At 70.3% G+C, this 13,651-nt stretch carries 15 protein-coding genes and 1 pseudogene; 5 read left to right on the top strand and 11 right to left on the bottom strand.

Annotated features, from left to right (window positions below; all coding sequences use genetic code 11):
• The first annotated feature begins 55 nt into the window (after nt 1–55).
• Complete coding sequence (locus OG904_RS10600) at nt 56–1,615, top strand: ABC transporter substrate-binding protein (protein WP_405489675.1); 1,560 nt, start codon at nt 56–58, stop codon at nt 1,613–1,615.
• A gap of 32 nt (nt 1,616–1,647) precedes the next feature.
• Here OG904_RS10600 and OG904_RS10595 read toward each other — a convergent pair whose 3' ends face one another.
• The 5 genes from OG904_RS10595 to OG904_RS10575 form a co-directional block, all read right to left on the bottom strand.
• Complete coding sequence (locus OG904_RS10595; protein ID WP_405489673.1) at nt 1,648–2,433, bottom strand: TetR family transcriptional regulator; 786 nt, start codon at nt 2,431–2,433, stop codon at nt 1,648–1,650.
• Nucleotides 2,415–2,831, bottom strand: a complete 417-nt coding sequence (locus OG904_RS10590; RefSeq protein WP_405489671.1) for a thiol-disulfide oxidoreductase DCC family protein — start codon at nt 2,829–2,831, stop codon at nt 2,415–2,417. Before OG904_RS10590 ends, OG904_RS10595 begins: the two co-directional genes overlap by 19 nt.
• 5 nt (nt 2,832–2,836) lie before the next feature.
• Entirely contained in the window at nt 2,837–3,241 is a 405-nt protein-coding gene (locus OG904_RS10585; protein ID WP_328300419.1) for a hypothetical protein, read from the bottom strand.
• Nucleotides 3,242–3,361: 120 nt separating this feature from the next.
• Nucleotides 3,362–4,120: an alpha/beta fold hydrolase gene (locus OG904_RS10580; RefSeq protein WP_405489669.1), complete on the bottom strand. Its 759-nt coding sequence runs from the start codon at nt 4,118–4,120 to the stop codon at nt 3,362–3,364.
• A gap of 64 nt (nt 4,121–4,184) precedes the next feature.
• Nucleotides 4,185–4,784, bottom strand: coding sequence for a hypothetical protein (locus OG904_RS10575; protein WP_405489667.1), 600 nt, complete (start codon nt 4,782–4,784; stop codon nt 4,185–4,187).
• Between the two features lie 71 nt (nt 4,785–4,855).
• Between OG904_RS10575 and OG904_RS10570 the strand changes: the two are divergent.
• A pseudogene (locus OG904_RS10570) lies at nt 4,856–5,202 on the top strand (hypothetical protein).
• 1 nt (nt 5,203) lies between these two features.
• The gene (locus tag OG904_RS10565; protein WP_405489665.1) at nt 5,204–5,803 is read left to right on the top strand and encodes a DUF4132 domain-containing protein; all 600 of its coding nucleotides are present in this window, start codon (nt 5,204–5,206) and stop codon (nt 5,801–5,803) included.
• A 77-nt stretch (nt 5,804–5,880) separates the two neighbouring features.
• Here the strand turns inward: OG904_RS10565 and OG904_RS10560 are convergent, their stop codons facing one another.
• The 5 genes from OG904_RS10560 to OG904_RS10540 form a co-directional block, all read right to left on the bottom strand.
• On the bottom strand, nt 5,881–6,648 hold the full coding sequence (locus OG904_RS10560; RefSeq protein ID WP_330298190.1) for a succinate dehydrogenase iron-sulfur subunit: 768 nt from the start codon (nt 6,646–6,648) through the stop codon (nt 5,881–5,883).
• Nucleotides 6,648–8,411, bottom strand: a complete 1,764-nt coding sequence (gene sdhA, locus OG904_RS10555) for a succinate dehydrogenase flavoprotein subunit (protein WP_405489663.1) — start codon at nt 8,409–8,411, stop codon at nt 6,648–6,650. Before sdhA ends, OG904_RS10560 begins: the two co-directional genes overlap by 1 nt.
• Before the next feature lie 23 nt (nt 8,412–8,434).
• Entirely contained in the window at nt 8,435–8,917 is a 483-nt protein-coding gene (locus OG904_RS10550) for a succinate dehydrogenase hydrophobic membrane anchor subunit (protein ID WP_405489661.1), read from the bottom strand.
• A 5-nt stretch (nt 8,918–8,922) separates the two neighbouring features.
• Nucleotides 8,923–9,303 (bottom strand): succinate dehydrogenase, cytochrome b556 subunit, encoded by a 381-nt coding sequence (sdhC, locus tag OG904_RS10545; protein WP_215018188.1) that lies wholly within the window; start codon nt 9,301–9,303, stop codon nt 8,923–8,925.
• A gap of 152 nt (nt 9,304–9,455) precedes the next feature.
• Nucleotides 9,456–10,061, bottom strand: a complete 606-nt coding sequence (locus OG904_RS10540; RefSeq protein ID WP_405489658.1) for a 2-oxo-4-hydroxy-4-carboxy-5-ureidoimidazoline decarboxylase — start codon at nt 10,059–10,061, stop codon at nt 9,456–9,458.
• Nucleotides 10,062–10,453: 392 nt separating this feature from the next.
• Between OG904_RS10540 and OG904_RS10535 the strand changes: the two genes are divergently transcribed.
• Nucleotides 10,454–11,218 (top strand): RNA polymerase sigma factor, encoded by a 765-nt coding sequence (locus tag OG904_RS10535; RefSeq protein ID WP_405497930.1) that lies wholly within the window; start codon nt 10,454–10,456, stop codon nt 11,216–11,218.
• Nucleotides 11,218–12,324, top strand: a complete 1,107-nt coding sequence (locus OG904_RS10530) for a hypothetical protein (RefSeq protein WP_405489656.1) — start codon at nt 11,218–11,220, stop codon at nt 12,322–12,324. The genes OG904_RS10535 and OG904_RS10530 overlap by 1 nt, the downstream gene beginning before the upstream one ends.
• A gap of 311 nt (nt 12,325–12,635) precedes the next feature.
• On the opposite strand, the gene OG904_RS10525 is transcribed toward OG904_RS10530, so the two are convergent.
• Nucleotides 12,636–13,508 carry a peptidoglycan-binding protein gene (locus tag OG904_RS10525; RefSeq protein WP_405489654.1) on the bottom strand — a complete coding sequence of 291 codons (873 nt, stop codon included), beginning with the start codon at nt 13,506–13,508 and terminating at the stop codon, nt 12,636–12,638.
• Nucleotides 13,509–13,651: the final 143 nt, after the last annotated feature.

Below are 13,651 nucleotides of genomic sequence, written 5' to 3'. Positions count from 1 at the left end.
TAATCGGATAGTCGGTCGTGTACTTCGGTGTGCGGCACGTGGGGTGGAGTCAAGGATGTTGCGGTCTGTCCGCTCGAAAGTCGTCGCGGCCGGGCTGGTCCTGGGTGTGGCCGGAGTCGCCACCTGGCAGTTGCTGCCCGAGAACGCCGGCGGCGGGAAGGCGATCCGCGTCGGCACGAGCGACGTGGTCTCCTCCCTCGACCCGGCCGGGGCGTACGACGCGGGTTCCTGGGCCCTGTTCAGCAACGTCTACCAGTCGCTGCTGACCATCCGGAGCGGTTCGGACACCCCGGTGCCCGACGCCGCCTCCTCCTGCACGTTCATCGGGGACAAGCTCACCACCTACCAGTGCGAACTGCGGTCGGACGTGAAGTTCTCCTCCGGCCGCGCCATCACCGCGGAGGACGTGAAGTTCTCCTTCGACCGGATCAAGGCGATCAACTCCGACCAGGGTCCGGCGCCGCTGTTCAACACCCTGGACTCGGTCAAGGCCGAGGGCCGGACGGTCACCTTCAACCTCTCCGCCGGGGACGCCACCTTCCCCTTCAAGATCGCGACGGGCGCCGCCTCGATCGTGGACAAGGACAAGTACCCGGCCAAGGGCCTGCGCGAGGACGAGAAGGTCGACGGCTCCGGCCCCTTCACCCTCGGCGACTACAAGGCCGGCGCGAGCGCCGAGCTGAAGCCGAACGCCTCGTACAAGGGCCAGGGGAAGATCTCCAAGTCCGCGGTCACCGTCCGGTACTTCAAGGACTCCGCGCAGCTGGAGCAGGCCTGGAACGACCACGGGATCGAGGTCGCCCACCGCGACATGCCCCCGGCCGTCCTCGCCGCCCTCAACCCGGGCCTGAAGGACACCCGGTACCAGGCCTCGGGCGGTACGGAGACCCGCAGCATGGTCTTCAACCTCCGCGCCGGCTCCCCGGTGGCCCAGCCCGCCGTCCGCCAGGCCGTGGCCGCCGTCCTGGACCGGGCGAAGATCGCGGGCGAGGTCTACAAGGGCACCGTCACCCCGCTCTACTCGCTGGTCCCGGCGGGCATCGCCGCCCACAGCACCCCGTTCTTCGACACGTGGCCCTCCCCGAACGGCGTCACCGCGAAGAAGCTGCTCAAGGACGCCGGCATCACCGCCCCGATCTCGGTCAACCTCGGGGTCAACACGCGTGGCGCGAGCCTCCCCGAGGCCGAGGAGATCAAGAAGCAGCTGGAGTCCACCGGCCTCTTCCGCATCACCATCAAGCCGGTCGAGAAGTGGGCCGACTTCCAGAAGGCCTACGCGGCGGGCGAGTTCGACGCCTACACCATCGGCTGGATCGCCGACTTCCCGGACGCGGACAACTTCCTCGCCCCGCTCGTCGGCGCCGACTCGTCCATGAACAACGCCTTCTCCGACAAGGGCGTCGACGAGCTCATCACCCGCACCCAGTCCTTCTCGGACCGCGGCGCCGCCGCCAACGACTTCCGCGACCTGCAGAAGCTGGTCGCGCAGCACGTCCCGATGCTGCCGATCTGGCAGAAGAAGGACTACGTGATGTCCCGCGAGGCCGTCACCGGCGCCCAGTACCTCTCGGACGGCACCGGCGTGTGGCGCCTGTGGGAGCTCAACTGGCTGTAGGCCCCCCCCGCGGGGCCCGGGCCCGGCCGGCCTCAGGCGGGGCCGGGGCCCGCGTCCGGGCCCGTGTCCGGGTCCGAGGCGCGCTTGCGGCCCGGGCGGGACACGGCCGTCTGGGCCATGCCCGGCAGGAAGTCCGTGAACAGCTCGTGCACCTCGCGCACCAGCGGCCGCAGCACCCGGAACCGGGCCAGGATGATGCCGCGCGTGGTCAGCTGCGCGCCGCGCTGGGCGAGCCGCCGGGTCTTCTCGCTGTTCGGGGAGCGGTCGAAGACCCAGTAGAGGACCAGGCCCATCTGCGAGAGCCACATCAGCTCCGGCAGTACGTCGGCCAGCTCGTCCGGCACCTTGGTCTTCGCCCCCGCCAGCACCTCGCGGTGCATGTCGATCGCCTGCTTGCGGGCCGGCTCCGACTCCGGGGAGAAGGGGCTGAGCGGGCTCTCCGGGTCCGCGGCGTTCTTGAAGAACTGCGAGGCGAACTCGTGGTACGGCTCCGCGATGTCCAGCCAGCTGGTCAGCACGCCCGCGAGCCGCTTCTGCAGGTCGCTCTCGTGGTCCAGGATCGGCCGGACCGCCGCCAGGTGGGCGGCGCCGATCCGGTCGTAGAACCCCTGGACCAGGTGTTCCTTCGACTCGAAGTAGTAGTAGGCGTTGCCGACCGATACTCCGGCCTCCTTGGCGATACCGCGCATCGTCGTCTTGTCGAAGCCGCGCTCCTGGAAGAGGCGCAGTGCGGTTTCGAGGATGAGCGTACGGGTCTGCTCGCTCTTGGGAGCCTTCTGATCAGTCACGGTGTATGAGCCTATCGGGGTACGGAGCATTGGTCGTCACAGGCCGGTTCCCCACCGTCCGCGGAGCCGTCCCGAACCGCCTCCCGCCACATGGAGGCGGTGTGCATGGCCGCCCTGGCGAAGGGCCGGCCGGCCGGTGTGGCCAGCCAGTTCGCCTTCGGCCGGTGCTCGACCAGGGCCCACAGGCAGACGATGAAGGCGTCCGTCCCGGTCCACACCTGGCCGCCGTCCCCGATGACGGTGATCTCCCGCAGCGTCGACGCGTGGTCGAGCTGCGGGAACCGCCGCCGCGCCTCGGGCGAGGCGGCGGGCAGCAGCCGCAGCGGCACCAGCCAGCGCTGTGCGAGCAGCCAGTGCCGGATGTGGACGCAGAGCGGGCAGTTCGCGTCGTACAGCACCGTCAGGTGCCGGATCGCCGGGCTCGCCACGGGGATCAGGCTCCCGCGGGAGCGGTCCAGCCCTGGGGGGCGACCGGCGGGGTCTGCTGGCGCTCCATGATGCCGCGGCGGCGCATCTTGTTCAGCACCCACACGTTGCCGAGGTGCATGACGCCGAGGACCAGGAGGACGACGCCGAGCTTGACCGACAGGGCCTCGAAGAGGCTGCGGGCGGTCAGGATCTCCTCGCTCGACCGCAGGTACAGGGTCACGAAGCCGATGTTCACGAGGTAGAACCCGACGACGAGGAGCTGATTGACGGCGTCCGCGAGCTTCTCGTTCCCCTGGAGCACGTCGGCGATGAAGATCCGTCCGTTACGGCTGAGCGTGCGGGCCACCCAGACGGTGAGCCCGATGCTGATGAGCAGGTAGATGACGTACGCGACCACGGTGAGGTCCATTGTCCTCGCCCCCCTTGAACATGTTCAACTGCTGACAGGCATGACTGTAGACCTGTTTTTGAACAAGTTCAACCATGGGGATCCGTCTGGGATCCGCAGGGTTTCAGGGGGCGTCGGCGGTCAGTGCCGCGGGAGGAACTCCAGCAGCAGCCGGGTGATCTCCGCGGGGCGCTCCAGGGACGGCAGGTGGCCTGCCCAGGGGAGTTCGAGGTGGGTGGCGCCGGGGGCGAGGGAGGGGAGCTCGGCGGGGAAGTCCCGGAACTCGGGGATGTCGTGCGCGCCGCCGACCGCGAGGACGGGGGCGGTGATGGAGGCCAGCTCCACGGAGGGCTCGGGGAGCTCGTGCTCCCCGTCGGCGGCCAGGGCGCCCCGCAGGTTCCCGAGCTGCATGTCCCGTACGAGGGCGTGCGCGGCTTCGCCGGCGTCCGGGCCGAGCCACTGGCGGGAGTTGAGCTCGGCCGCGCCCGCCAGGTCGCCGGCGTCCAGCAGGGCGGCCTCGGCGGCGTTGAAGGCGAGCAGCGCCGGCCCGCGCCGCTGCGCGGGCCGGGCGGGGCAGAGGAGTGCCAGCGCGGACACCAGCTCCGGATGCAGTGCGGCGAGCGTCAGCGCGACCCGCCCGCCGTAGGAGGCCCCGACGAACGCGGCCCGCCGGATCCCGAGGTGGTCCAGCAGTTCCCGTACGTCCCCGTGGTCGCTGTACGGAGCCTCGGCGGCGGGCGACTCCCCGCAGGTCCGGAAGTCGGCCCGGACCACCCGGAACCCGGCACCGGCCAGCGGGCCCCACTGGGGCTCCCACATCCGCCGGTCGCACACGGAGGAATGCAGCAGTACGACGGCGGGCGCACCCTCGGGCCCATCCACATCATGAGAAATGATCATCCGGTGATCTTCCGGGACCGGCCCGCCGGGCCGCCACCGGATTCCGGTCCGGGCGGCCCGCAGATCACTGCATGCTCAGCGCGCGGGCCTGGTTGACCTGGCTCATGACCCACATGTACGTGCCCGGGTCCACGGCCGGGATCATCGTGGAGTGGTGGCGGCCGGCGCTGTTGACGGTGATCTGGATGTAGCCCGTCGTGCGGCGCTCCTTCATCAGGAGGAAGAACAGTCCGAGCAGGCAGAACAGGAAGAAGATGACGGCCAGCACGATCGCGTGCGCCGGGATCTTCTCCTCGGTCCGCGAGAAGTCGGTGGCGTTCCAGACCGCGCCCCGCAGCGGCATCGGGCCCGACGGGGTGATGATCTGGTCCCCGGCGATGGTGATGTCGCCCAGGGACAGTCCGGCGGCCGGGTACCCCGAAGGGGCCTGCGCGGGCATCGGCGCGGGACCCGGTGCGGGAATGCCGGCACCGGCGATGGTCGGCTGGTAGGCGGGGGGCTGCGGGTACCCGTAGCCGGGCTGGGCCGGGCCCTGGGGCGGGTATCCGTAGGCCGGCTGCGCCGGGTATCCGTAACTCGGGGTGGCCGAGCCCCACTTGTTCTCCTCGGGGCCCCCGCCCTGGCTCGGGTCGTTCGCGTAGGGATTCGGCTGCTGCTCGCTCATGCGGCCGATAATTCCACAGGCGCACACGGGCCAGTAGACCGAATGTCAGTGCCCGGTCCTAATCTCCGGACATGGGCAGCGTGATGTTCGTCGACGAGACGACTGCCGGGGGCCGCAGCGACGACTGGGGAATGGAGATCGCCGAGGAGCGGCCCGCACTGCGCGAGTTGATCCGGAGGCGAATATTCCAGGAGGTGGCCGAGGCGGGGGCGGCCCGCAGCCGCCTGGGCGACCGGCCGGGGAGGGGAGCCGGGTCGATCCGCGGGCGCAGACCGAAGCGGCACCCGCCGCCTTCGGGCGCAACGGCTTCCTCGTGCTGGTCGGGGACCGGCAGATCACGGAGCTCGACGAGGAGATCGACCTCCCGCCCGGCACCGAGGTGACCTTCCTCAAGCTCGTCGCACTGGTGGGTGGCTGACATGGCGGTCGACCTCGACGCCGCGACCCGGCAGGCCTTCGAGGAGCTGGGGGAGCTCAAGACGGCCGTCAAGGACATCGACAAGATGCTCACCGCCCAGGCGGAACGCCTCGACCGGCAGTTCCCCGCCGAGGTCGCCGCCGTGCGCGAGCGCCTCGAAGCGCTGGCGATCACCCAGCCGTTCAAGCAGGCCCACCGCGAGGTCTACCCGCTCACCGAAGCCGAGCGGACCACCGCCACCTACTCCAACCGCTTCGCCGGCCACGTCCTGCGCCAGCACCAGTTCCACCGGTACACCCTGCACCTGCGCGACGGCCGGGACCCGGTCGACCCGCTGCCGCTCACGGAGATACCGCAGCTGGTGCTCAGCGAGGTGCTGCGCGACGTGGACCTGTTCGTCGGGGTCGCCAGCGTGGGCAACGACCCCACGAACGACCAGTACCTGTGCATCGTGCCGAAGGGCGGGGGCGCCCCGGACGCGGGATACCTGCCCGACGAGGGCGACCGGACCATGGCGGTCATCCTCAGCAAGGCGGTGCTGCTGGCCGACGACACCGCCATCACGGCCCCCACGATCACCAGCCAGATCCGCCGGGGCTGACGCGCCGCACGGCGAGGGCCCCGCGGCCGGTGGTGAACACCGGCCGCGGGGCCCTCGTACGACTGACTAGGCCGGGATCAGAATCGGCGGGTGATCAGCGCCCGCTTCACTTCCTGGATCGCCTTCGTGACCTCGATGCCACGGGGGCACGCGTCGGTGCAGTTGAAGGTCGTGCGGCAGCGCCACACGCCGTCCTTGTCGTTCAGGATCTCCAGCCGCTGCTCGCCGGCCTCGTCGCGCGAGTCGAAGATGAAGCGGTGCGCGTTGACGATCGCCGCCGGGCCGAAGTACTGCCCGTCGTTCCAGAACACCGGGCACGAGGACGTGCACGCGGCGCACAGGATGCACTTGGTGGTGTCGTCGAAGCGCTCGCGGTCCTCGGCGGACTGCAGGCGCTCGCGCGTCGGCTCGTTGCCCTTGGTGACCAGGAACGGCATGACGTCCCGGTACGCCTGGAAGAAGGGCTCCATGTCGACGACGAGGTCCTTCATCACCGTCAGGCCCTTGATGGCCTCGACCGTGATCGGCTTCTCCGGGTTGATGTCCTTGATCAGCGTCTTGCAGGCGAGCCTGTTCTTGCCGTTGATCCGCATCGCGTCGGAGCCGCAGATGCCGTGCGCGCACGAGCGACGGAAGGTCAGCGTGCCGTCGAGGTCCCACTTGATCTTGTGGAGACCGTCGAGCACGCGCTCCTTCGGGTCGATCTCGATCTGGAAGTCCTGCCACTGCGACTCGTCCGAGATCTCGGGGTTGAAGCGGCGGATCCGGAACGTGACCGTGATGAACGGCGAGGCGGCGGCCGCCGCCTCCATCTGGTCCGTCTTGGACATGGTCGGGGTGGCCATCAGTACTTACGCTCCATCGGCTGGTAGCGGGTGACGACGACGGGCTTGTAGTCCAGGCGGACTGTGTCCCTGGCGTTCTCGCCGTCGCCGACCACCTCGCGGTACGCCATGGTGTGGCGCATGAAGTTGACGTCGTCGCGGTTCGGGTAGTCCTCGCGGTAGTGACCGCCGCGGGACTCCTTGCGCGCCAGCGCGGACACGGCCATGACCTCGGCCAGGTCGAGCAGGTTGCCCAGCTCGATGGCTTCCAGCAGGTCCGTGTTGAAGCGCTTGCCCTTGTCCTGGACGGACACGTTCTTGTAGCGCTCGCGCAGCTCCGCGATCTTCTCGACCGCGGTCTTGATCGTCTGCTCGGTGCGGAACACCATCACGCAGGCGTCCATCGTCTCCTGGAGCTCCAGGCGCAGGTCCGCGACCCGCTCGTTGCCCGTGGAGGCGCGCAGCTGCTCGACCTGGTCGATGACCTGCTGCGCCGGGTTCTCGGGCAGCTCGACGTAGTCGTTGGCGTGGGCGTACGCGGCGGCCGCGATGCCCGAACGCTTGCCGAAGACGTTGATGTCCAGCAGCGAGTTGGTGCCCAGGCGGTTCGCGCCGTGCACCGACACGCACGCGACCTCGCCGGCCGCGTACAGGCCCGGGACGACGGTGGTGTTGTCCGAGAGGACCTCACCCTCGACGTTCGTCGGGATGCCGCCCATGGCGTAGTGCGCGGTGGGCTGGATCGGGATCGGGTCCGTGTACGGCTCGATGCCCAGGTACGTGCGCGCGAACTCGGTGATGTCCGGGAGCTTCGCGTCGAGCTGCTCCGGCGGCAGGTGCGTCAGGTCCAGGTACACGTGGTCACCGGCCGGACCGCAGCCGCGGCCCTCACGGATCTCGGTGTAGATGGAGCGCGAGACGACGTCACGGGACGCGAGGTCCTTCATGACCGGCGCGTACTTCTCCATGAAGCGCTCGCCGTCCTTGTTGCGGAGGATGCCGCCCTCACCGCGGGCGCCCTCCGTCAGCAGGATGCCCATGCGCCAGATGCCCGTCGGGTGGAACTGGAAGAACTCCATGTCCTCCAGCGGCAGACCGCGGCGGTAGCAGGCCGCCTGGCCGTCACCCGTGAGGGTGTGCGCGTTGGAGGTCACCTTGAAGAACTTGCCGGTGCCGCCGGAGGCGTAGATGACGGACTTCGCCTGGAACACGTGGATCTCGCCGGTGGCGAGCTCGTACGCGACCACGCCGGCCGACTTCTTGACGCCGTCCTCCTCGACCAGGAGCTGGTCCAGGACGTAGAACTCGTTGAAGAACTCCACGCCCTCCTTGACACAGTTCTGGTAGAGCGTCTGGAGGATCATGTGACCGGTGCGGTCCGCGGCGTAGCAGGACCGGCGGACCGGCGCCTCACCGTGGTTGCGGGAGTGCCCGCCGAAGCGGCGCTGGTCGATGGTGCCGTCCGGGGTGCGGTTGAACGGCAGGCCCATCTTCTCGAGGTCGAGGACCGCGTCGATGGCCTCCTTCGCCAGGATCTCGGCGGCGTCCTGGTCGACCAGGTAGTCACCGCCCTTGACCGTGTCGAAGGTGTGCCACTCCCAGTTGTCGTCCTCCACGTTGGCGAGCGCGGCGGCCATGCCGCCCTGCGCGGCGCCCGTGTGGGAGCGGGTGGGGTAGAGCTTGGTCAGCACGGCGGTGCGGCTGCGCTTCGTCGACTCGATGGCGGCGCGCATTCCCGCGCCGCCCGCGCCGACGATGACGGTGTCGTACTTGTGGATCTTCATTGGTTTCGCCTCAGCCCCGTTGCCTAGCGGATGTTCGGGTCGAAGGTGAAGATCACCAGCGTGCCCAGAAGAATGGTGAACACCGTGGCGGTGTAGAGCAGGCCCTTGAGCCACAGCCGCGTGTTGGCGCGCTCCGCGTAGTCGTTGATGACGGTACGCAGACCGTTCGCGCCGTGCAGCATCGCGAGCCACAGCATGAGCAGGTCCCAGCCCTGCCAGAACGGGGAGGCCCAGCGGCCGGCCACGAAGGCGAAGCCGATCTTGGACACACCGCCGTCCAGGACGAGCTGGATCAGCAGGTGGCCGATGACCAGGACGACGAGCACGATGCCCGAGAGGCGCATGAACAGCCACGCGACCATCTCGAAGTTGCCACGGGTCGAGCGCGGGGTCTTGCTGGTGCGCTTGCGCGGGGCCTCGATGTACGGCGCCGGGTTGTCGACGTCGTACAGGGAGTCGGCCTCGATGCCGCTGATGGCCTGAGCGGGAGAAGTGTCAGAAGGCATACGTGTCACTTCCCGAACAGTTCGAGGTAGGCGTGGTGCAGGACGGGGTACACGGCCCCGGCCATCAGCACGATCCAGACGCCCACGACGGTCCAGAGCATCTGCTTCTGGTAGCGGGGGCCCTTGGACCAGAAGTCCACGGCGATGACACGGAGACCGTTGAGCGCGTGGAAGAGGATTGCGGCGACGAGGCCGTACTCCAGCAGCGCGACGATCGGAGTCTTGTAGGTAGCCACGACATCGTCGTACGCCTCGGGAGAGACGCGGACGAGAGCGGTGTCGAGGACGTGTACGAACAGGAAGAAGAAAATGAGGACGCCGGTGACTCGATGAGCCACCCAGGACCACATTCCTTCCCGGCCGCGGTACAACGTTCCAGCCGGCACGGAAAACCCTCCGGAAGCGGGGCGGGGGCCAGCCGGCTTCTTTGTCGGTCGGGCCCGGCCGGGTACGGTCCTCCGGCCCCGGACATCGTAGCGACGCTTTGTCGGTTCCCTCGCGCGGGGGCCATCGGTGTGATCAAACAGGCACGGACGGACTATCCCACAGGGGCGAATAGCCCGAATTCGGCAGCAGATACCCCATCTGCCGAGGTCAGCCAGTGTGTCAGGTCGGCGAGTCTGGCCTGCGCGACGCGACGGAGTTCATCCGCGGAGATCGCGCGCTCCTCGTCCACCTCCAGGGCCATCCGCCGCCGGATCGCGGCCAGCAGCTGGTCCGCCTGCTCCGCCGGGGTGTGCCCGTCGAGGCAGATCACGAAGGCGTGGCCGAAGGTCCGCTCGTACTCCGCGTGGGCAGCGTCGAGCGCGAGCAGCGCGGCGTACGCGGCCCCGTGCTCCAGTTCCGGCGGGAACTCGCAGGCCAGAGCCTCGGAGAGGTCGGCTTGGGAGAGGTCGTACGAGGCTTCGTCCGCCGCGGCGCGTAGCGCGCCGAAGTCTGGGTAGGGGCGGTGGGCGGCCACCCGGTGGGCCCAGCGCCGACTCCCGCAGCAGTGCAGCAGGGCCGAATGGGCGGCTTCGGGGGACAGGGCGTTGAACCGCGCGAGCCCTGAGCCGTGAGAAGGGTCGGAGCCTCCGCGGGCCTGTGCCGGAAGGTGGCTGGACAGCGGGGGGCTCCTCGTGGCGTGGCGCGGGTGTACCGCCACGCTATCGACGTGGGGCCGGGTGTGTCGTACCCATCCCGGGATTTCACCCGGAAGTGAGCCGAAAGGATGACGGGAGCCCATGCGGGACCCATGTGGGAGCGGGAGCGGGTGCGGGGCCGCCGGGGATGCCGGGGCGGGACCGGGGGCATGATGACCCGGAAAGGGGAGGGCGGCCGAGGCCGCCACCCCCCACAGGAGAGGCCCCGGCCGCCATCCGTCACGGACTCGTGCGACAAGCCCGCACCCATGTCAGCGTCTCGAGTGCGTTTTCTGTCACACCTCGCTCCGCGCAGGGATGGTTGCTCGTTGTACAACTCGTGGACGAAGGTGCTTGAAAGCCGTAACGTGCTGATTTGCGCCACACATACGGGACAGTGAACGGGTTGGGGACTTTGCTGGGGGACGACGCGGAGCTGACCACCGCGGTGCTCGCGGCACAAGACGGCGACGAGATCGCGTTCCGTTCTGTGTACCGCGCCGTGCACCCGCGCCTGCTCGGATACGTCCGCACGCTCGTCGGAGACGGTGACGCGGAGGACGTCACCTCCGAAGCCTGGCTGCAGATCGCCCGCGACCTCGGCTCCTTCACCGGCGACGCCGACCGCTTCCGCGGCTGGGCCGCCCGCATCGCCCGCAACCGAGCCCTCGACCACATCCGCATGCGCGGCCGCCGCCCCGCCGTGGGCGGGGACGAGACCGAGCTGACGGGCCACGCCGCCGAGTCCGACACCGCCGGCGAGGCCATGGAGTCCCTCTCCACCTGCCGCACGATGGAACTCATAGCCCAGCTCCCGCAGGACCAGGCCGAGGCCGTCGTCCTGCGGGTGGTCGTCGGCCTGGACGCCAAGAGCGCGGCCGAGACCCTGGGCAAGCGCCCCGGCGCGGTACGCACCGCCGCGCACCGGGGCCTGAAGAAACTGGCCGAGCTGCTCGGCGCCGAGGACGGCTTCGAGCCCGACTCGGGCATCGGCGGCACGGGCTCCGGTCCCGGCTCCGGAGCGGGCCGCACGCTCGGCGATAATGGCGGAGGCCGGGCGCCGGGCGCCGGGGGCGGACGCGATCTCGACGCCGTACCCGCGCAGCGCGGCCACGGCGGGGGCCTCGTAGAACAAACCGGTGTGACGCATTCACGTTGGCGGACGCAGAAGGACATGTGATGGCCGACGAGCGCGACAGGTGGCTGGACAAGGCCGCGGCGGACAGACTGCTGCGCGGCGAACCGGTCGCACCTGGCGCCGAACACCGCTCCCGAGCCCGGGCCGAGCGGCTGCGCGCCGCCCTCGACGCACTGGCCGAGCCGCCGCCGGCGGTTGCCGGCGAGCTGCCCGGAGAGCTGCGCGGGGAGGCCGCCGCGGTGGCCGCCTTCCGTGCGGCCCGGGGTTCCGTGCTCCGGGAAGAGGCCTCGGGCGCCGAGCTGTTCGGCTCCGTGGACACGGTGGTCGAGCTCAGCCCGCCGTCCACCACCGCCGGCACCGCTTCCCGCGGGCCCTACGGCTCCGGCTCCGCGTCCGGCCCCGGCCCGGCTTCCGCTTCCCCCTCGGGGCGCGGCCGGCCGGTCCGCTTCGCCCTCGCGGCGGCGCTGGCCAGCGTGGCCGTGGGCGGCCTGGCGGCCGCCGCGGGCGCGGGACTGCTCGACCGGGACTCCGGGGAGACCGCGGCCCACGCCCCCGCCGTGTCGGTGAGCGCCGGGTCCTCACCGGAGTACGAGGAGGGCGACGTGCGCCTGGCGCCGGTTCCGCCGCCGAGCACCACCGTGCCGTACGGCGGCGGGAGCCCGGGCGGCAGCCCGACCCCGGGTACCACCCAGGGCACGGAGGGACGTACGCCGTCCACGGGTGACGGCGGCGCCGCGTCCGGCGGCGGGGTCACCACGGGACCGTCCGCCAACGGTGCCACCGGGGACAAGGGTGACCGGGACGAGAAGGGCGGCAAGGGCCGCCTTCGCCCGGACGGCTCCGACGGAGGAACGGACGGGACCGGCGACAAGGACCGCGAGGGCCGCAGCCGGGCGGTGGAGCTGTGCCGGGACTACCGGGCGGGCAAGCTCGACGAGGACCGGCGCGAGAAGCTCGTGCGCCTCGCCAAGGGCCTCCTGCGGATCCCGCGCTACTGCCAGGGGATGCTCGACCTGACCACCGGCGGGGTCGTGCCCGGCGGTGCGCCGGGCGGCTCGCCCGGCCGGGACTCCTCGATGCCCGCACCGACCCTGGTCCCCGCCCTGCCGCGGCTGTCGGCCGTCGAGGGGTCCGGCAGCCGGCGCTGAGGCTCCGCGGGCCGATGCCGAGGCTCCGCGGGCCGGCGCCGACACCGCCGGGGGAGCCCCGTCCGCCGGGAGGATCGAGTATCGGACAGTGTCCGGAAACGGCTTCTGACCCGGCTGTAACACTTTTCGAACCGGTGGCGCAGTACATAACGAGCCGACTGGTCATCGGCCGCGCATGAGCCGGGGTTCCCCCCGTACCCCTGGGCTCTGCGCAACCGGCGCGGGCGGGATTCGTTCCCCCGATCCCGCCCGCGCCCCCAACGTCAGACCCGGACGCCCGCCGGTACCGGGCGCCGACGGGTACCGGGTGCTCACCAGTAGACGACGACCTTGTCGCCGACCCGGACCGCGTCGAACAGCGCCGACAGCTTGGCCTTGTCCCGGACGTTCACGCAGCCGTGCGAGGCACCGGCGTAACCGCGGGCGGCGAAGTCCGCCGAGTAGTGCACGGCCTGGCCCTTGCTGAAGAACATCGAGTACGGCATCGGCGTGTGGTAGATCGTCGACGTCCAGTCCTTGGCCTTCCACTCGACCTTGAACTCGCCCTCGCGGGTCGGGGTGTTCTCCGAACCGAAGCGCACGTCCAGCGTGGAGACGACCTTGCCGTCGATCATCCAGGCGAGGGTGCGGCTCTCCTTGCTGATGCACATGACCCGGCCCGTCATACAGCGCGGGTCGGGCGCGTCGGCCTCGTTCTCGGTCGGCGGGCGCAGCTCGTCGGCGGTCGGCTTCTTGGTGAGGCCCTGGATCTTCTTCCAGGTCGCCTCGTCCACGCCGCCGGTGCCGGGCAGGCCCTGCTTCGACTGGAAGGACTTGACCGCGGCGGTGGTCTTCGAACCGTAGAAGCCGGTCGGCGCGACCGACATCAGCTTGAGCTGGCGCAAGCGGGCCTGGAGCTCGCGCACCTGGTCGCTGTCGTCACCGTTCGCCATCACCTGCTTGACGGTCGGCGAGGGCGAGGCGGAAGCGGACGGGGACGGCGACGCGGAGGCGGACGGCGAGGCGTCGCCGGGCTTGCCGTCCGTGGACGGCGAGGCATCGGGGCTGGCGACCGCCGTGGGCGATGCGGGAGCGGAGGGACCGGAGCCCGAGGACTCCGCCTTCTGCGGTCCGCAGGCGGTCGCGGCAAGCGCGACGGCGGTGGCCAGGCCCAGTGCGCGGATTATTACTTTCTGACGGTGCATTGCAGTCCCCCGGTTTCTGTTACGTGTACCTAGGTGATGCCTGGCGGGCGTGGACAGTTGCAGGAACGACGGCGCCGTTGCGGCATTGTGACCAGAGGCCGTCGCGGGGACGTTTTATCAGCCCCGGGCACCCCGGAGCGACG

Source organism: Streptomyces sp. NBC_00096, from assembly GCF_045041305.1.
Taxonomy (GTDB): domain Bacteria; phylum Actinomycetota; class Actinomycetes; order Streptomycetales; family Streptomycetaceae; genus Streptomyces.
The sequence above is the reverse complement of the archived record's forward strand: the minus strand, read 5'-3'. Positions and strand labels throughout refer to the sequence as shown.